Raw genomic sequence first — 20,197 nt, 5'->3', positions numbered from 1 at the left:
GTGGTTCCAGTCGGCCAAGGCCGTGTGTAAGGTGCGGCGGGCTTGAATACGGAGAGGTGGATATGCGGCTGCACGTCGTGTTCTTGCCCGTCGTCGCCATGCTGGCGGTGACCGGTTGTCAGACGACCAAAACCGACACCGAGCAGGCAAAGGCACAGGGCCCGTCGTCGCAATCGGAGCGCCTGATCAAGCTTGCCGACGATATCCATGCGCAGGGAGACAGTGGCACCGCAATCGCGCTCTACCAGCGCGCGGCAGCGATGCCGGATGCCAAGCCGAGCGCCTTCGTCAAGGCGGGCGAGGCCTATATGCGAGCCGGCTATCCCGCCGAGGCGGCTAAAGCCTATCAGGCCGCGCTGGCAAAAGCGCCCAATGACGGAGGGGCAATGCTCGGGCTTGGCTCGGCGATGATGGAAACGGGCGATATCGATGCCGGCATGCGCGCGCTCGCGCAGGCCGCGCCGCTGGTCAATACCAGCAGCGCCTATATCAGGCTGGGCGTGGCGCAGACATTCGCCGGCCAGACGGCGGAGGCGCAGACCACTTTTGCTCAGGCGTTGAAACTTGCGCCGGGGGATCTCGACGTCGAGAGCAACATGGCGTTGGCCGCGGCGCTCGAAGGCAACTCCGCCACAGCACTCCCGCTGGTCCAGAAGATCTCCGCCGCACCCAATGCGCAGTTGCATCACAAGCGCAACGTCGTCGTGGTCTACGGACTTCTTGGCCAGGCCGACCAGGTCAGGGCCTCGCCGCCGATCGGCCTGGCGACCAAGGAGGTGAATACCTTGCTTGCGCGTGCCAGAACCATCCGGGCGAAGGGCAGCACACAGGCAAGGGCGAAAGCGCTCGGCTCTATCCTCGGCTAGCGCAATTCCAGGAAAAGTGTGAAACGGTTTTCCCGGGAAAAGCGCATAGCGCTTTCCCTGGGGAATTGCGCAACAACAAGGGGATAGAGCGGTTCGGCGTTTCCGTGAAACGATAAACCGCTCTAGAGCATCGGTCCGGAAAGGGTCGAGCCCGACGCGCAAACAACCGGACAAACTAATGCATGTCGCGCAAACGCGACGCGCTTTTGCAAGGCCGCATCGGCTCACTCGACTGGGAGCGTTGTTTGCGGCGTCGGCGGCCCGCTGTTGGCTCCACCGATCGGCGCCTCTTCGCCATTGAGGTAACGCCGGGCGGCATTTGCAGTCGGCGCGGCTGCCGCCGCCCCCATGCGCCGGCCCTCGACGAGGTCCCGCTGGCTTTCGGCCATGCGCTGAAGATTGTAGGCATTGGCGCAGCCGGACGGCAGGTGGGAGCCGACGCCGGTGACGATCGTCAGATTGGTCGCAGCGGCAGAACGGTCGTCATCGGCCGGTTCGTTCAGGCATGCATTGGGAGCAAGGACGGAGCCGCCGACGCCCTTCTGCGAGCCGCCGGTGTCGGTCGAAACATAGCTGTAGCCGGGAGAATATTCCTGCGGCTGTTGCCGGCCGTTCGCGCAGCCGACCAGAAGCAGCACTGGAAGAACAGAGCACAATGCGATGCGAAATGTCATGTCCGGTTCCCCGCTACTTGATGATCAGGCCCATCGCCGATGCGTCATTGGCCCGCTTCCTGTGGCGCTTGGCTGCCGGACGATCGAGCGGCGTGGCGAGGCTGTCGCGCACCGGCTCGACCAGATAGGGCGTGATCAGGATCACCAGTTCGGTCTCTTCGCGCTGGAAGCGCTGTGACTGAAAAAGCGGGCCAAGCACCGGCACATCGCCGAGGACCGGAAACTTTTCCAGATTACGCGAGGTCCGCTGCTGGAAAAGACCCGCGATCGCAAAGGTCTGGCCGCTCGCCACTTCGACCGTGGTGTCAGCCCTGCGCACAACGAAACTCGGCATGGCAAAGCCATTGGCGCTGACCGAGCCTGCTTCCGACAAGGAACTGACTTCCGGCTGAACATGGAGCGCAATGCGATCGCGGCCGATCAGTGTAGGGGTGAATCCGAGGGAAACGCCGAACGACTTGTATTGAACGGTAACGACGTCCGTTCCTTGCGGAATCGGAACCGGAATTTCGCCGCCGGCAAGAAAGCTCGCGGTCTGACCAGTCATCGCTGTCAGGTTCGGTTCGGCCAGTATCTTGACGACGCCGTTGCGTTGCAGCGCTTCGATGAGAATGTCGAAGTTGATGCCCTGCGCCTGGTCCATGCTCAAACCAAGATTGCCGGTGCCGGAGGGCACGCCATTGTCCTGGAACATGTTGAATTCGAAGCCGCCGCTCCTGTACCCGACAGACCAGTCGACGCCGTAAGACTGCAGCTCAGTGCGCGAGACTTCGGCGAAACGGACCCGGATGTTGACCTGCTGCGACCCCTGCACGGTCATGTTGTTCAGCGGCGGTTGTTCCGGCGGCGAGAACGTGCGGGCGATGTTGTCGACATCCGTTGCCTCCTCGACGCCTCCTGCCTCGCCGGTCGCAACAATGCGGGTCCCGAAAATCGAGAGATTTGTCGCCGAGTTCGGCTGCATTGCGTCTTTCGCTTCGTTGGCAGGCGTGACATCGGGGGTGACGCGGAACTGGGCGGTTGCCTCGACCCGCTCATCGGCTGTGATTGCAATGAGGTTGGTCAGGCCGGGTTTTAGGCCGAAGACATAGACCATCCCCGGCGACACGACCTGAAGGTCCGCGATCGTGGTGTCGGCGATCAGGACGGATTCGACGGGTTCATTGAAGCGCAGCAGGCGTCCTTGCCCGACCGGCAGGTCGACCGTTGGCCGGCTCGGCAATGGCGACACATCCTGTGCCATAGCGTCGGCATGTGTGAACAAAAACGCCAGCAAGACGGCAACCGTCGCGATAGCGAGCCAGCGCATCCGCCCGGCGAAAGTGGCGGATCGAACGCCTGCTGCGGTATCGTGAATTGTCATGCCGTTCCCCTCTTGAGCATGTAGTTCCACCAATTGTCCCAATCCGCCCGGCTGGCATCATGAGGCTGCCTCCTGTCCGGCTTTCGCCTCAGCCGATGGCAGCGAGCGAGAGACGTTGCGTGCCACGCCCGAGCGGCCGGATATCGTGGCCAATGGCTGGACGTTGAATTCCTGTGCGATTTCCCCGAAGGACAGAACCGGAAGCTCGATGGCATTGTGCGTGAGCAGGCTTCGCATATGACGGCGTACATCCATCGCCGCGAGGACGACCGGTGAGACATCGGTGGCGTTCTGCGACAAGGCTCGTTCGATTTCGGCGATCAATGCCTGCGCATCGTCATCAGAAAGGTTCAGGAACGTGCCGGTCGATGTGCTTTGCACCGCGTTTCGCAGGATATCCTCGGCCGAGCGCTGCAGAACATAGGCTGCGATGATGTTGTTACGGCCAGCGAAGCGGAAGCTGATCTGGCGTTTCAAGGACGTGCGGATATATTCCGTAAGCAGAACGACGTCCTGTTCGCGTTGACCCCATTCGATCAGCGCTTCGAGGATCAGGCGCAGGTTGCGGATCGGCACGTTTTCGCCGACAAGTCGCCGAAGCACCTCGGCGATTTTCTGCAGCGGCACGATCTCCTGCGCCTGTCTGACCAGATCCGCATAGTCCGGCTCCATGTTCGACAGCAGCCTGCGGGTCTCCTGGATCCCGACGAAATGGCCGGCGTAGAGCCGAAGTGCATTTCCGGTCCATCTGGCCGCTGTTTGCGCCGGCGAGGAGAAGACGAAGCCGGCTTCCTTCAACGCCGAAAGGTGGCGATCATCGACCCACATGAATTTGCGCTGGCCGGCAATCGGAGAACCCTTTTCGTAAGTCACATCGAGCAGATCGAGATGCGTTGGGTCCGCTTCGACAAGAACGCGGTCGGCGGGGATTTCAGCATCCAGGATGGGTGCGCCCTCCAGATCGATGCGCATGCTTCTCGCTGAAAGCTTCTCGTCGACCTGCAGGCCGATAGCCGGAACGTCGACACCGAGATCGCCGAAAAGCTCGCGGCGCACGCCATCAGCGAGCGTGGCGAATTCGGGTTCCGGGACCGAGCGTCCGAGTTCGGTTCCGAAGCGTACGACGATGCGGGATGAAGAAGCCAGTGTCCCGACGGCCGTTGATGAAAGCGACGCGGGTTTTCCAGCTTGTTCGGCCATGGCGGCCTGGCCGATATCCCTAAATTCGGCTTCCCGCGCGGTGCTGCGGTTGATGGCGTAGGCGCCGGCGCCGAAGCAGGCACCAAGGATCAGGAACACAAGTGGCGGAAAGCCCGGCACCACGGCAAGGCCGACCATGATCACCGCGGCGAGTGCGAGCGCACGGGGGTCGCGTAGTAGCTGGCTGGTTATTTGCTTGCCAAGGTCGCTCGTGCCGTCCGAGCTGCCGACGCGTGTCACCATCGTGCCGGCGGCCACGGCGACGAGCAGTGCCGGTATCTGCGCGATCAACCCGTCACCCACCGTGAGCAGTGAGTAGGTCACGGCGGCGTCGCCCAGCGACATATCGTGCTGCAGCGTTCCGATCGCGAAACCGCCGATCAGGTTGACCAGAATGATGACAATGCCGGCGATGACGTCGCCTTTGACGAATTTCATGGCGCCATCCATCGCGCCGAACAGCTGGCTCTCACGCTCAAGCTGCTGGCGCAGCCGGCGTGCCTCCGCCTGATCGATGTCTCCGTTGCGCAACTCCGCATCGATGCTCATCTGCTTGCCGGGCAGCGCATCGAGCGTGAAACGGGCCGCAACTTCGGCAACGCGTTCCGCACCCCGCGCAACCACGATGAACTGCGCAACGGTGATGATCAGGAAGATCACCAGGCCCACGGCAATACTGCCGCCGACGACGAAACTACCGAAGGCGGAAACGATCTCGCCTGCGTCGGCTTGGAGGAGGATCAGTCGCGTGGTCGTGATCGTGATCGCCAGCCGGAACAAGGTGGCGATGAGGATGACCGATGGCAGCGACGAGAACTGGAGCGGATGAGAAACATAAAACGAAGCCAGCAGGATAAGCACGCTGACGGCGATATTGGCGGTGATGAGAATGTCGACGAGGAAGGTCGGCAATGGAATGAGCATCATCACCACTGCAACGAGCATCAGGATGGCAATGACCAGATCGCTGCGGCGTGACAGCTTGGCAAGGAAGTGCAGAAGGCGCTCCGATACCGTCATTCGGCGGCTCGATGCGACAGGAAGCTCCGCAAGGCATTGTGCGCCTCGGCCTTGCGGCCGGCCACAAGCAACGCGCGGCTCTTCAGCAACGCCAGCGTCGGGTGGTCCATCCCCTCCAACGTCTCCAGCCTGGCAATGGTGGCAAGCGCCTTGTCCGCTTCGCCATCGAGTATGAGCAGATGCGCCAGCGTGCGCAGAACGCCGGCATTTCCCGGTGACAGCTGCGCCGCGATGAGCAGGTATGCCGCGCCCCGCTTTGCCTGCCCGTGACACCCGTAGAGATAGCCCAGGACATGCAGCAGATGCACTGTGTCATGCGGATCAGTCAGGTTTCGATTCCTTCCTGTATCCGGGCAAGCAGATCGCGATGACGCTCGATTTCATCCTCCATCAGCGTTCTGGCGAGCGTCTTGAGTTGCTCGCCACCCTCAAGGCCGGGAACCAGATGCGTTACAAAATGCTGGAGGATGGCTACCGAGCGACGCAGGATGGCTGGCTCGGGAATACCAGGCATGACGAAGTTGATGAGCGCCTCGTCGAGCGATTCGCTGTTCGTGCCCCGAGAGGACTGGAATTCCGCGGTTCCTGGCTTTTCCATGCCAGCGGCCGATGTCGCTCCCTGGGCCCGGCTTGCGGCCTTGTCGACGCCATTCATCCGCCGACGGTTGATTGCCTGACCGCGCACGCCTTCCGCCTGCCGCACGTCGCGGCCGGTTGTGTCCATCCTTGCCGTATCGAAACGCGGGCCTTCAAGCCGGCGGTTCACGGATATTTCAGCGCGACCGTGGCGCCGCCCTTCGTCAGGAGAAGTTCCGTCTCGCCAATGCGCTTGATGGTCCAGCCGTCATTGGTGAATGCGCCTTCATGATAGCGTGCGCCGTCGGTGGCGATGACATAGGGCCGCTCGCCATACCAGATCGCCTGCAGCCTCAGGCGCGGAGCCTGCTCGGCGTTGCCGATCATGATATTGGAGGCGAGGGCGATGTGCGCGCCGAACGTCTGGTCGAACCAGGATTGCGTTTCGGTCCAGGCAGCATTCTTGTCATTGGCGATCATGCCCGAGACCACGAGCCGTCCAGGTGATTGCTGAACGGTCAATGTGCTGATGCCGGATTGCTCGAGGCGCAGCTTGAGCTGGCGTTCCGCGTCGGCGGCGCTGGGCACTTGTGTCGGCGATGAATCGTCCAGAACACTCTGTCCGGCCTCGCCGGCGAAGGCCACTGTGATCGGTTTTTCGACTTGAGCGGACGGCTTTTTGCCAATGTCCGGCTCGGCGAAGGAGAACCCATTGGCGGCGACGGAAACAGCGAAGACAGCAACGAGAACGCTGCCTGCAACCAGCAGGGGCCGATTGGAAACAGACCAGCGATTCGGCGGGCGTTCCGGGTTGACCAGCCGGATATGGGCATCGCCGAGGCTTATCGACAGCGGCAGCTTGCAGCGGCTGCCTTGGCCTTCGCGGATGATCTCGCCGGTGGCGAGCGTGACATCGCCGCCGACGGCTTCGATTTCAATCTGGCTGCCCTTGCGCCGCAATCTTGCGTGGACCGGCGCGATGCCGGCGTCTCTGAGGACTATTTCGGACTCCGTGCTGGAGCCGACCGTATACAGAGGCTCGACCAGACTAAGTTGGGCGCCCGCGTGAAATCCATGCGTTACGCTGAGCGCAACGGAATGTCGCGATGCCGGGGTGCGGCCGATAGCCCAATCTTTGCCGTTAGCCCAATCTTTGCCGTTAGAATGAGCGGTCATGCCACTTCATCTCCCGCTGATGACAATTCAGACGCAGCCTGGCAACGGCATCGAAACGTTCGTGCCGTGGACGTGCGCCGCCGGGTGCTTGCGGCGGCGCATGGTTCGAGAATCCCGCCTTAGGCCTTTTCGGCCGACTGGCCGAGCGTCCTCGCGGTGCTCATCAGCATGTCATGTTGGGACTTCGCGATCTCTTTTGTGATCTCGAGGCTAAACATGCGCTCCTGATGCTTGATCATCTTGTCCAGGTTCTGTTCCGGCGACCCGGCAGCGCCGGACGTAATGGGAGGGGTAGCCATCATTGTCTCCTTGAGGGACCATTCAAGTTACAATCTCCGGAATCACGTCGACGCGATCCGGCAGGTTGCGAAAGCAGCTTAAGGCAGCGCGATCGAAAATGAAAGTCCACTTGGAATATATGAACCAGTTCGGTTCCAACTGTTGCATTGCCACCATTGGAGGAGTAACCTGCCATCGGGGGCAATGGGGTATGGCAGAATGGAACAAGGTCCTTTGGCGGAGCTGTTGGTCGAACGGTTCGAGAATATGCCGCCGCAGCTGCGGGTCGCCGCGCGTTTCGTGCTGGACCATCCTAAGGATGTCGCACTGATGTCGATGCGCGAGCAGGCGCATCAGGCCGGCGTTTCGCACAGCACGATGATGCGGTTGGCGCGATGGCTTGGCCTTGAAGGCTATGAGGATATGCGCAGCCTTTATGCGCGCGCGCTGCGTGAGACAGGCGCCGGTGAGCCGGCGCGACGGGGTGCCGACCAGGGTGGCGTTCCCGGATATTCGACTGCAGGGGTTGTCGCCGACACGCTCGCGGCGCAGGTTTCAAGTCTGGGTGAGTACGGCAATGCCTCGCAATTCATCGCCGCCGCCGACCTCCTTGCACGATCACGTAATCTGTTTGGTCTCGGCGCGCGCTCCGGTTATCCGGTCGCCAGCCACTTCGTTCACATCATGTCGTTTCTGGCTGGCGGCGACCGCAAGGTGACGCTTGTCGGCGAGATGGGCGGACATGGTCTGGATGCCTTGCAGGGCGCGGGACGCGGCGACGTGCTCCTTGCTGTGGGCATGTCGCCTTATGAACGAACGACGATCGACGTGGCGCGCCAGTCGGCCAGGCAGGGTGTCGGCGTGGTGGCAATCACCGACAGCAGCGTGTCGCCGCTGGCCCGGATCGCGCGGGAGACCATCATCGTTACGGCAAATTCGCAGTCGTTCTTTCGCAGCATGGCGCCGGCGTTCGCCGCCGTCGAGATTCTGGCGGCACTGACGGCTGTGCAGTCTGAAGTGAATGCTGCCGAACGAGTAAGACAGTCGGAAGAGCAACTCGCTGCTTTCGGCATTTATTGGAAGCCGCCCCGGTAAGCTTCCGGGGCTTCCACTGTCGGGCGCGGGGGCGTTGACGGCAGGCAGACTGCCTGAACCAGGACTGGACCGGCTCCGGAGGTTGTTTGATGATCCGCCCGATTAACACCGTCAAGCCGCCGCCGCCGCCCAGGGTCGATCCAAAGGCCAATGCCGAGCAGATTACGCGGCTGCAGGCGGAAGCTACGAAATTGCAAAATGAAATCCGGCTCGCCAACAAGATGGGCGAGGCCGACGCGGCCGCGGGCGCCCGCCAGCGGCTGACGCAGGTCAATGCGGATCTGACGACGGCGCAGCCGGCTGCTCCGGCGCCGCAGCCGACTCCCCCGGAGCTGCCTGCCGCGGTCACCGTGCCCACCGGCAATGGCGGCATCACAGCCGCGCCGGCGCTTTTCAGCGTGCAGGATCTCGGCGGCAACGTCGCTCCGCCGGAAGTCAAGGCGCTGGAAGTCAACGCGCCGGACGTCAAGGCGTCAGAAGTCAAGGCAAACGACATCCTCAAGGCGATCGATGGTGGCAAAAGCATCGACAACATCGCCGCCGAGCAGGGCGTGGCTCCCGAGGATGTGGTGGCGGCTCTGAATGCCGGCGGCATGACGGCGGTAGCGACCGAGCATGCCAACGGCGACACCCGCACGGTGGTGATCACCGCCGGAGACCGCACGATCACCGAAAACCAGGATTATCAGCACGGCGGCTACTACACCCAGGAGACCGGCCCCGACATGCAGGCGACGTCATCGCCGATTCGTGACGATCTCGGCCGCAAGGAAACCACCAGCGTCGACGCGCAGACCGGCGCGATCACGACCACGCTGGTGGACGATCTCGGCAACGGCGCGGTCACCGAACGCACGACCAATCCCCAGACCCGTGAAACCACAACCACCGAAACCAGTGGTGACGGCGCCGTCACCGTCACCAGCAACCTGCCGAATGGGTCGACCGTGCAGACGGTGACGCCCGCCGGCGGCCCCGCATTGCCGGTAACCACGGTTACGGCTCCGGACGGCGAGGTGACCACCCTGGCGCAATCGCAGACGGCGGACGGCTCGGGCGTGCCGGCGATCGAGGAACAGCTTGCCGCCGGCAAAAGCATTGACGAGATCGCCGAGGCGAGCAATCTCACGCCGGAGCAGGTGATCGCCGAAATGAACGCCGCCGGCCTCGAGGTGACGCAGGGCGGTGACCCTGGCGAAACCCTGCAGATCGTCGTCACGGATCCGAATACCGGCAGGACCGCGACCTACAACAACGACTATCAGCATGGTTCGCGCTCGTCGACGATCACCGAGGGAAGCACCGAGACGACCAGCACGGTCGACGGCAACGGCGTGACCACGCAGACCGAGCGCAACACCGAGACCGGCGAGCAGACCACGACCATCATCGACCCCGTCAACAACACCGAGACGACGATTGTCGTCGACAAGGATGGCCGACGCACCGAGACCATCGTCGAGAAGCTGAACGACGGCGATCCGATCGACTACGAGGTCAAGCCGGGCGACAATCTGAGCGACATCGCCGAGGCCAACGGCGTGACGCTGGACGATCTCGCCGCAAGCAATCCGGAACTGTTCACCACGCCGCGCGACCCCGACCTTATTCATCCAGGCGAGACGGTGGTGATCGACGGCGCCACCAGGACGACCGTCGAGGTGACGTTCAACGGCTACACGGTGACCGAGAATCCGGACGGCACCGTCACGGTTGCCAATCAAGAGCATGGCTACGAGATAGAGGTTGAAGCCGGCAGCCTGGAAGCGGATCTGGCCGAGCTCTTGACGGATGTCAATCCAAACAGCAGCGACCCCCAGGAGGCCCGCGAGGCCGAGACCGTCCTCAACACCCTTGACGGCATCTTCGCCAGCGAGGCCATCCAGCAGGAAGGAGCAGGCCTGGATCTCGAGGCCGTCGAAGGACTGGGAGAGGTGTCGGCCGCAGCCCGCGAGGTGGTCGAGGAACACGGCCCAGGGATCCCGGCCGAACCGGTGATGGATCAGGACGGCGAGGTGCTCGACCTTTATGGCGAGCGTCCCGAAGAGGCTGGTGCCGACTGGGTGCCTATGGACTGGCAGGGCGCGGTGCGCTGGGTCCATCCGGATGCGGCGCAAGCCCTGATGGCGGATTCGGAGACGCTGGCGACGATCAGCGAACTTTCCGCGGTCATCGATGCATCCAATGCGCAGAGCGACGTTTATGCGCTAGACTCGGACCGTGCCGGCGCTCAGGATGCAGCCGAGGATGCGTTGAACGGGGTCCTGAACCCGCACGGCTACGCTATCGATTTCGAGAAACCCAAAGCCACGATCGAGGAAGCCCGGGAGGCGCTGACCGCGGCCCAGACCGTGCTCGACGATGCCACCGAAGTGAGGAGCACCTTCGAGGAAGCGAGTTCGGCGCTCGACGCGGCCATAGAAGCAAATCGCGAACTCGATCCTCTGGTGGCCGCTCCGGATCCCAACGCGCCCGAGGCCACGGCGGAGGATTCAAACATCCACACCGACGTCTACCAGCAGGAGGAATATGCCGGCTCCCGCGCCGAACACGCCGAGGTCGAGGCCTTGTTCGGCGAGTACAACCGCCTGATCGCGGAAGGTGACCTGGGTTCGATCGATCTTGCAATCACCCGTAACGAACAGGCCGGTGTCGATACCCAATCGCCCGATCATCAGAATCTGCTGGGGCTGCGCGACTTGGCGCAGAATCGCGTCGAGCTGGGGCAGACCTACGCGGACTATTTGCGCGCCGAGAGCGACCTGCGCGGCTTTGAAGCCGAGTCGGCTCGAATGATGCGCGAGATGTTCGACGAATGGCTGGAGGACAATTCCAGCGGCGGCGACGACATGTATGCGCGAGCCTATGTGACCGCCGACGGTCAGGCGATGATCGATGTGTATTACGATCGTGGACACTATGTCGAGGAGTACGACATCGACCGCCCGATGTCGCACCACTCTCGGCACGGCCAGTCGATCAGGCTGAGCGTGTTTGATCAAGATCTTAATCCAGAAGTGTCGCGCAATCCGCCGGGGTCGTGGGTCGATGAGTCGCTGAACGAAGCCTGGAACGAACATGTCGCGACCGGCGTCCCTGAAGGTAAATCGCTGAACACCGCCTGGAACGAGCATCCGGAAGGCATTCCCGAAGAGTATGAGATCCACACGCATGGCGAGACGTTCATTGCGGCGCGCGAAAACGCCGCTGCAGATCTGAACGAGCTCATGGCATCGAATGCGGAAACCGCACTCGGGACGTTGAACGAAGGCCTCTCCGCAGTCCGGAGCCAGTTCGAGAGCGATCTCGCCGAGTATGGGCCAGGCACGACCGAATTGCCTGACGGCGCCTTTCCGGACGGCGTCGAACCCGTGAGCGTCGAATGGCAGGGCCAGACCATTATGGTCTCGCCGGAAGTCAAGGAACAGCTGGAAGCCGGCAATCTGGATGCGGTCATCGAGAGCGGGACGCCGATCCAGGTGCAGATAGACGTGACGCCGGATGACGATGAGTACAATCCCGAGAGCCGCTGGGTCACGCCGGAACTAGCGTTGAGCACGCTCGACCTGGCCGCGGTCAACACCGAAATCGGAAATTTGGAGGTGTTCCGCGACCAGATGAACGGAATCGCGGCAGGTCAGCGCGATATCGCCGAGAATACGTACAACTATTACATGCCGAAGACCGTGCTGGACGAGCGCCTGGAAAACGACAAGCAAGACGTGCTGGATGCCGATTTCCAGTCCCAGTTCCAGAGCTACCACCAAAACGGCTTCGACGGCTCCTTCCACACCCGGGAAGGTGATGCGCTTGAACAGACCATTCAGGACTCGCTGGGCCTTGACGCCGAAAACGAGGATCACGCCGATATCCTCGAATCCGTCGCGGAGGGGATTCGCGAGTTTGGTGGTGACGCGCCCGAGGTCTCCGCGATTCCAATATTTTATGTCGACGAGAACGGCACCAGCCAAACGATGCTGTTCGGCGTTCGCAATGACGAGGGCGAGATCGGTTATGTAGATATAACGGGCAAGCGCTACGCGGATATAGAGGACTTCCGCCACAACAACGAGCAGTTCAGCGACGACGGGCGGATTGTCTACGCCAAGAACCTGGACATGACGCCGGGCGAGGACGGCCGGATCGAGATCGACGCCCAGCAGGCCCGCGTACTCTCGGCTTGGGAATCCACGATCGATCCGATCGTGGGTATCGGGACCGGCGTCGCGACCATCCTGTCCTTCACGCCGGCCGCGCCGATCGCAGCGCCGATTGCCCTGGCGGGCGCCGCCTACCTCGGCACGCGCGCGGTCTTCAACCAGCATGAACATATCAGCCGCGGCGGCGAGTGGACCGACACGCAGTCGATCATGAACGTCGTGAGCATTGCAACGACCGTCTTGCCGCTAGGCTCGAGCGCCATGCGCCTGGGCGGGCTTGTCCGGGCAGGCGTTCCGCGCGGAACCGCCTTCATGGCGAGCATTGGAGGGACCAGGACGACCAACGACTATGCCAACCACATCGCCCGATACATGCGGTCGGGAGCCACCTCCAACCGCATTGCCTACGGTATCGACGCAACAACAGTGGCCGCCGCTGTGCCGCTGGTCGGCGTTTCCGGTTACGACATGGTCGTCAATGGCGGCGACATGAACGGGCTTCAGCTCGCCAGTGCCATGATCAATTTCGGCGCAGGCGCATTCGGCACCGGCATGGGCATCAGGGGGCTATCGGTCCGGCCGGGATCCGGACAGACAGGCACCGGCACTCACGGCCAGAACCCACAGCAGGGTGCCGACGGCCCCGTGCCGGATGGCGTAGTCCCGCCGCCGGGCAACACGACGGGGCGGCTCGCGATCGCCGCCGGAGACAGTGGCCGGCCGATGGTGATCCACGAGCAGGGTCCCGACGGGGTTTACCGGCCCACGGACAAGATAGCTTTCCACGATGCCCATCACCCGGTGATCGAAGGAACGGTGATGAACGTCCACGATGAAGGGCCGAGCGCCCCGGGCGAGCGCGGCGATCCCGAGAATGCCACCGATCGAGGCGCCCATGAAGCGCGTGAGCAGAACGCCACCCGGCCGGCGGATAGCGATCCCATCATCGTGCCGAAGGAGCCGACGGCAACGGATGGTCCGATGCGCCTCGTCTGGGATCCGCAGACGCGCAGCTTCACCGGCATGCCGGAGCCGGATACCAGCGGCTATGCCTACAGCAGCGGCAAGGACCCCAAGACACCATCCGCCTATCTCGACGGGCTGACCAGCGAACAGTTGCTGGCCAGGTACGAGGCAGAAAAGAGCTACTATTCGAGCCGCGAGTTGGCCGAGCGCTACGGCCCGGATGGCGTGCAGATACCACGCACACCGCTGCGCGACATACTGCCCGACTTCCGCATCGGCGTCACGATCCGGACGCGCTTGAATACCGGTGAGTACTTCGACATCGGCTCGCCGACGGTGGCGGCCGCAGGTGTCGGTATTGGAACCAAGACCGATTTCGGCATGATCGGGTGGTCGGTCGTCGACAGCATCAGCCAGCGCAGCATGACGCCGTTCAAGGATGCGCTCTACACTCACGGCGTCGTCTCCTACCGGGCGCGGGAATACAGGAACATCACCGGCCTTCAGGCCGGCGTCTGGCCGGTGTCCAACCAGACGGCTTTGCCGGTTCGCGGCAGCGATCTTTCGGCAGCTGCAAGCAAGGCGATATTCAGCGATGCGACCGGCTACAACGTCAGGCCGCTGGATGCCGCCATCGTCGGGATGACGCCGGATGGCGAAGGCACTGTGATCGAAATGACCTATACGCCTTCGCTCGAGGCTAAGGACGCCACGCTCGTTGCTGGCCAGCACGATTTCTTTGGCGTGCCGGCGGAAAACAACACCGGCCACGTCGAGCTGGAGGGGGCGCTTCCGTTCGACCGCGTCATGACTGAATTCAAGGCCGGGCTGCGGCTGCCGATCGTGGCCAACCATGTCGGGGCAGTCGACCAGATGCCACGCCTCGGCTTCGAGAAGCGCCCGGAACTGCCTGTCAAGGACACGCTCCAGCCGGGAGACATCGTGTCGAGGCAGACCTACGACCAGATCCAGTCCGCTCTCGGCTCGACAAACCTGAAGATCCAATTCGCGGTCAAGGATCCGGCCAAGGCGTCAGAGCTCATCGCGGCGATCGGACAAGGCGATGGCATCGCCTCAATCCGTGACCTCGTCAAGTCTGGTCAGATCGATCCGTCGAACACAGTTTCCTTTGTCGATGAACCGACGCTAAGCGGGTTGCGGCTTTCGGCCGTGGCGGGCAAGGCGCCGACGGCCGACATCGTTCTGCTGACCGGTGAGAAGGCGAGCGTTGCAAACCCCGAGGCAATGCTGATCGACGTCATCTTCAACGATCGCAACCGACTTCCCGGCGTGCTCGGCCTCAACCCCGACCGGATGGCAACGTCGGCGGCCTACAAGGTGAAATCGACGGTGCAGTCATGGCTTCCAGCGCGTTTCACTCCCGAGGGAACGCCGCAGTCCCGTTACATGCCGAGCGCCGGCAACATCTATCGGAACCTGTATGGCGCTGATGGCACGCCGGCGACACGCTACACGCTTTCACTGTCGACGCCGCCTTTGCCTGCCGGGGCGGTGGCTTTCAGCGCCGAGGTGAGAATCCAGTACAAGTCCAACGCAGCCAAGGTCGCTACTTCAATCGCCAAGAATGAAACCGCGACGCTGGCCTTCGATCGAGCCGATGGCCAGAATGAAACGCTGACGGTCCCGGCCTGGCTTGCTCGCGCCGTGGAAACCTCGCGCGACGGCGCCGCGACTGGCATTCCGAAGGGTGCAAAGGCCTCCCTGGATCAGTTCCTCTCCGAGCTGGGAACGACGGCAAGACCCGACCAGCGCACGGCGATCGAGCAATTCCGGACGGAATTCGGCCCGTCGATCGTCGATGGCGGCTTCATGCGCCAGAAGGTTGCCGACGGGGTGCTGACGTTCCTCTCCTCGCAGGTCGGCAGTCGCCGAAGCGGACCGATGCAGCTAAGGGATGAGAACGGGCAGTCGGTGACGGCAACCCGCTACGGGCCGCTGCCGCCGAGTGCGGAGAATGTCTATGTGCCGCCGGCCGATGGTCCGAGCGCGCGCGGCGACGAACCGGAGTTGATGCATAAATCGCATATCCTGTTCCGGGATCCCGAAACCGGAGAGCCCTATGTCCTGCCATGGACGCGCGGCGCTTCCCAGGACCATGTCCCGGGCAGTCCGGGACGGCCGGAGGGAGATGCCGTGCCGCCGCAGGCAACGCCAGCCAGGAAGGCGATCGAGGCTGCCCCGCCAACGACCCACTCGCTTCAGCAGGTCCGCAACATGCAGCAGCCTGAAAAGTGGAAAGCCGGCGAGATCTACACGCGCGAACTCAACGGTTCGGACGGCCAGGTCTATTTCCCGGTCGCCGCCGATCCCACAGGGGTTCACCCGGTCTTCGGTGAAGGGGGACGCTACGTGGATGCGCCGGTGTTCAAGAGCCAGGACAACATTGAGGCAATCGAGGTCAAGACCTACAATCGCTGGACGACCATCGACGGTGACGCCCAGACGCGCGAGGTGCCGCTGACGCCAACGCTGCAGGAGCAGATCAACAAGGATGTGGCGCTGCGCAACGCGAATCCGGGCTACCAGCCTCGCTGGGTTTTCATCGATGCGCCGCCTTCCGCGCAATTGCAGCGGGCGCTCGACGATGCGGCGATTATCGGCAACATTTTCGGACAAAAAAGTCCAGCCGCCGGCACGCCGCAACCCCAACCGGCATCAACCGAGATCGCATCGGGCCCGACCGTGCGGCTTCAGGGCGAAAACGGCGAGGTGATCGTCGCGGCAGTGCTGGGCACGCCGCCCAACGGCCCGGAACAGGTGTATGTGCCGCCTGCGGATGGTCCGAGTGCGCGCGGCGACGAACCGGAGTTGATGCATAAATCGCATATCCTGGTCCGGGATCCCGAAACCGGAGAGCCCAATGTCCTGCCATGGACGCGCGGCGCTTCCGATGACCATGTCCCGGGCAGCCTTGGGCGTCCCGAGGACGGCAATCCGCGCGTCGAAGGCGCCGGCGACCCCGCGAGGCCCTTGCGCGGCAATGTCGGCCCCTATGTTTTCCGCGCTGATACACGCACGCCGAACGAGATCAGGGATGCGGGCGGCTTCTCGCCGCCGCCGCCGACCGGAATCTGGGTGGACAACCCGCAACGCATCGTCCTGAGCAACTATGTGCTGGGCAATACCCATGGCCGTTTCGTCGGCACCAGCCAGTCGGTCTCGGGTGCCAAGACCTTCGTCGCGGAAGAGTCACGGGCCGCGCGGCAGCAAGGCTATACCTATCTCTATACGCTCAATCCGAGCAGGCCGCGCCTGCACGTCCCGACCGAGTTCGAGGCGATGGGCCGGCCCGTCGGCGACAGGATGGCCCGCGTCGACGAGACTGCAATTGACGGCAGCATCCCATGGAGCGAGGTCCATGGCTGGCGGATGATGGATCCGGACGGCAATTTCGTCGGTGAGTTCACGCGCAATGAGGACGCCGTCGCGCCCGGCGCATCGACGCAGAAACGCCCGCAGGTGATCTTGCGGCCGGCCGACGAGTTCTGGGATGCCCCAGCGCAGGCCGAAGCACCGCCGCCGCCGGTGGCCGAGGTGGTCGTCAACCAGGCCGAAGCACCTCCGCCGGTAGCCGAGGTGGTCGGCAACGAAGCCCCAACCGTGGCTGGCGAAACGCCGCAGGCGGTGAATAGTGCCGCCGAAACGCCGACAGCCGCGACATGGCCGCCGGCGCCTGACCGGGGCAGGGTGGTCTTTGACTCAGCCAGCGGAAGGATCGTCAGCCTTGAGCTTCCGGTGAGTTCCGCAGCGGAGCCGGGATTTGCCGGACCCGTGCGGGCGCCGACCGGGCCGGAAGTCAGAGCGCTTGCAGCCGATCAGATTTCTGAACTCACCGGCACACAATTGCACGCCATCAAGCCGGAGCACATCGCCAAGCTGGCGCCTGAACAGGTTGCTGCACTCAGCCCCGAGCAGGTCGGGCAGCTGACGTTCGATCAACTTGCCGCACTTCGGCCGACGCAGTTGCGGGCGCTGGGTGGCGAACAGCTCCAGGCGATCAGGCCAAGCAGATTGCAGGCCGTCGCCCCTGGCCGGATCACCGGCTTGCGGCCGGATCAGGTCGCAGCCTTCTCACAAGAGCAGCTCGCCGCACTGACCACCGAGCAGGTGCGAAAGCTGACCCCCGACCAGATCGCCAAGCTCAGTGACGAGCAGCGCAACGCCCTTACGCCGGAACAGGTCGCCGCCATGAGGCCTGCCCAATTCAGCCATCTCAACACCACCCAGATTGCGGCGCTGGACCCAGCTCTCGTCGCGGCGCACGATCCCGCGACAATGGCAAAGCTGTCGCCAGGCCACATCGCAGCGCTGACGCGGGAGCAGCTTGGCGCTCTGACCATTCATCAGATCGAGGCGCCGACGAAACAACAGGTAGCGGCGCTGACGCCGGAGCAGCTTGGCGAATTGAGCCCCGGCCAGTTGCGCAAGTTCACGCCCAAGCAGTTTGCCTGGATGTCGACCGAGCAAACAAATGCGCTTTCGGTGCTGCAGATGACCACCTATCGGGCAACCCACAAGAAGGCCATGACGCCGCATCAAACTGCGGCTGTTGATCAGGCGCTGAGCCATGCCCGCCTCAACGAGAACGCGCAGTTGGTCGCCACCTTCGGTCCGATGGCCGGCTCCTCCTACACGGTATGGCAGATCCTGCCACCGCATTGGGCCGCGACGGCTGCGGGCGTAGCGTTCGGCGTGCGCGGCATCGTCTTCAGCGCGCAATCGGTGTTTCCGAATGCCACGGCAAATCACAAGCCGCTGGGACGCGCCCTCAATGCCGCGAGCGGGGCGTCGTTCATCTTCTCGTCTCCAGGCTCGGCCGCCGGGCTGCTGCGCGGCGACAATGTCTGGTTGAACGGCTCCTTCTCGCTGGGTAATGTGATCTACGGCACGAAATCCGCGCTGCAGTCGATCGCCGGACGGCCGGTGTTGCGGAACGTGGCCGAGCATCTGGGCGGTCCGGCTTATGTGTTTGGTTCCGTTCTCTACACGGCACAGAACCTGCACTCGCCGCTGGCCGCGACGGCGGGCGCCTTGTTCACCGTCGGCAGCGCCGAGTTCTGGGTGTCGGCCGCCCGCACGGATCTGCTCAATCGCCGGGCCGTGCCAAGGACGCCAGAGCAGATCGACGCCCGCGCAAAGTCCGACGCCCGCTGGGGGATCGCCGATCGCATCGCGCTTGGCGTGACCTTCGGCGTCGGCATGCTGCTGTTTGCCTGGGATACGCTGGACGACCAGCCATGGAACAACACCGGCAAGACGCCGGCAACCGACCCGACCGCGCCGGGCAACGATTCTTCCGGCGTCGATGGCGCGCCTCCGGACGAACAGACCCCGCCGGGTAACGATCCTTCCGGCGTCGATGGTGCGCCGCCGGACGAAAACACCGAGCAGCCTGATCCCGGGACGCAAACCCCGCCGCAGGACTTCCCGCAGCTCACCGTGCTGGCCGATGACGGCCTGAACTTGCGGACCCAACCTGACGCGGATTCGACCGTGGTGACGGTTCTGCAACCCGGAACCTTCGTCGAGCAGACCGCCGGGCCTTCGACTGATCAGTCAGGGGAGGCCTGGATACCGGTCGAAGGTTTCGGGCCGGACGGCGAAATGCATAGCGGCTGGGTTTCCGGCGACCATGTCGAGGCGCATGCCGACGGCAGCAGCAATCCTGCGGGCCGCACCAATCCAACGCTGGAGCAAGACGGCTACCAGTGGGTCGAGGTCAAGAACGGCGACAGCATTCGCCTGATCGCCAGGACCCATTCCGCGGACGTGGCCGAGACGGTCGTGCTCAACATGGATCATATAATGAGCCCGGATGTGATCTTCTCGGGCGACCGCATCTACCTGCCGGCCACCCTGGGCTGAGAAACCGCGGGCCTGAGCTTGTCGGTTCTCGCAGCATAGGCATGCGCGACGCAGCCGGCCAGCTTTGCCGCCCGCTCCGCTATCGGATTGGAGGGTTCGGAAGAGTAGGAGGCGGTAAACTGCAGGTCTGAGGGGTGCCATTCGCATTCGACGATGCGCAGTTTTCCGCTTGCGAGATAGTCCTGGACGACGCCCTCGGGCAGCGAGGCTATGCCGATTCCGTTGAGTGTCATCGTGATGGAAGCGGCCAGCGAATTGGCCGGAAAGATGCGCGGCGTCTCTTCGAATTCGCCGGTGAGCTTGCGGTAGAGTTCGCTGTAGGGTCGCGTGGTGCGGGCGTAGCTGATGATCGGAAACTGCATCAGGTCGTTCAGCGTCACCTTGCGCCGGTTGGGCAATTCCAATTGCGGCGAGCAGACCCAGACAAGCGGAAAGGACGGCATCTCGATATTCTCGATGCTGTACTCCAGGACAGGGCCCATCAGCACCGCAAGATCGAGCCGGTGTGACATGAGCTCGTTGCGAAGGGTCGTCGTCGCATCGACGACGATATCGGTATCGACAAGCGGAAAGTTTGCCTTCAGTGCCGTGAGGAAATCCGGCAGCCAGGTGTGCACGATCGTTTCGGCGACCCCAAGCCTCAGCACCCTCGTCGTCCCTGAAGTCCCTGAAAGAGAGCTGGCCATCAGTTGCAGCCGCTCTGCGACACGCAGAACCCGTTGGGCAGGCGGCAGCAGCCGTTGTCCCTCGGCGGTCAGCCTGACCGTGCTGCTCTGTCGCTCGAACAGCTTGGCGCCAAGCGCTTCCTCCAGCCCAGCAATTCGGGTGGACACCGCCGGCTGCGTGGTGTTCAGGCGTTCAGCCGCCCTGCGAAAGCTTCCGAACGTCGCCACCAGGAGAAAGGTTTCGAGCTGCTTGATATTGAAAGGTATCACG

General features: G+C 63.3%; 11 protein-coding genes. 3 read left to right on the top strand and 8 right to left on the bottom strand.

The window, feature by feature from the left end:
• Positions 1–62: 62 nt before the first annotated feature.
• The gene (locus AC0L2M_RS00320) at positions 63–866 is read left to right on the top strand and encodes a tetratricopeptide repeat protein (protein WP_287237138.1); all 804 of its coding nucleotides are present in this window, start codon (positions 63–65) and stop codon (positions 864–866) included.
• A 224-nt stretch (positions 867–1,090) separates the two neighbouring features.
• On the opposite strand, the gene AC0L2M_RS00315 is transcribed toward AC0L2M_RS00320, so the two are convergent.
• From AC0L2M_RS00315 to AC0L2M_RS00285, 7 genes are all read right to left on the bottom strand, one after another.
• Positions 1,091–1,540: a hypothetical protein gene (locus AC0L2M_RS00315; protein WP_473533726.1), complete on the bottom strand. Its 450-nt coding sequence runs from the start codon at positions 1,538–1,540 to the stop codon at positions 1,091–1,093.
• Between the two features lie 13 nt (positions 1,541–1,553).
• The gene (locus tag AC0L2M_RS00310) at positions 1,554–2,903 is read right to left on the bottom strand and encodes a type II and III secretion system protein family protein (protein WP_051505627.1); all 1,350 of its coding nucleotides are present in this window, start codon (positions 2,901–2,903) and stop codon (positions 1,554–1,556) included.
• A 57-nt stretch (positions 2,904–2,960) separates the two neighbouring features.
• Entirely contained in the window at positions 2,961–5,123 is a 2,163-nt protein-coding gene (gene sctV / locus AC0L2M_RS00305; RefSeq protein ID WP_287237141.1) for a type III secretion system export apparatus subunit SctV, read from the bottom strand.
• A complete protein-coding gene (locus AC0L2M_RS00300) occupies positions 5,120–5,431 on the bottom strand; it encodes a tetratricopeptide repeat protein (protein ID WP_023799520.1) in 312 nt (103 codons plus the stop codon). The genes sctV and AC0L2M_RS00300 overlap by 4 nt, the downstream gene beginning before the upstream one ends.
• Positions 5,432–5,448: 17 nt before the next feature.
• Entirely contained in the window at positions 5,449–5,847 is a 399-nt protein-coding gene (locus AC0L2M_RS00295; RefSeq protein ID WP_128180306.1) for a hypothetical protein, read from the bottom strand.
• Positions 5,848–5,885: 38 nt separating this feature from the next.
• Positions 5,886–6,875, bottom strand: coding sequence for a SctD/MshK family protein (locus tag AC0L2M_RS00290; protein ID WP_473533725.1), 990 nt, complete (start codon positions 6,873–6,875; stop codon positions 5,886–5,888).
• Positions 6,876–6,994: 119 nt separating this feature from the next.
• Positions 6,995–7,174, bottom strand: coding sequence for a hypothetical protein (locus tag AC0L2M_RS00285; protein WP_023799517.1), 180 nt, complete (start codon positions 7,172–7,174; stop codon positions 6,995–6,997).
• Positions 7,175–7,388: 214 nt separating this feature from the next.
• Here AC0L2M_RS00285 and AC0L2M_RS00280 point away from each other — a divergent pair, with 214 nt between their 5' ends.
• The gene (locus AC0L2M_RS00280) at positions 7,389–8,249 is read left to right on the top strand and encodes a MurR/RpiR family transcriptional regulator (protein WP_128167793.1); all 861 of its coding nucleotides are present in this window, start codon (positions 7,389–7,391) and stop codon (positions 8,247–8,249) included.
• An 89-nt stretch (positions 8,250–8,338) separates the two neighbouring features.
• Positions 8,339–19,261, top strand: a complete 10,923-nt coding sequence (locus AC0L2M_RS00275; RefSeq protein ID WP_473533724.1) for a LysM peptidoglycan-binding domain-containing protein — start codon at positions 8,339–8,341, stop codon at positions 19,259–19,261.
• Here the strand turns inward: AC0L2M_RS00275 and AC0L2M_RS00270 are convergent.
• Positions 19,237–20,196, bottom strand: coding sequence for a LysR family transcriptional regulator (locus tag AC0L2M_RS00270; RefSeq protein ID WP_473533723.1), 960 nt, complete (start codon positions 20,194–20,196; stop codon positions 19,237–19,239). The two genes, AC0L2M_RS00275 and AC0L2M_RS00270, sit on opposite strands and share 25 nt — an antisense overlap.
• Between the last annotated feature and the right edge of the window lies 1 nt (position 20,197).

This window comes from Mesorhizobium sp. WSM4806, from assembly GCF_055811635.1.
This window is presented reverse-complemented; position numbering and strand designations above follow the sequence as displayed.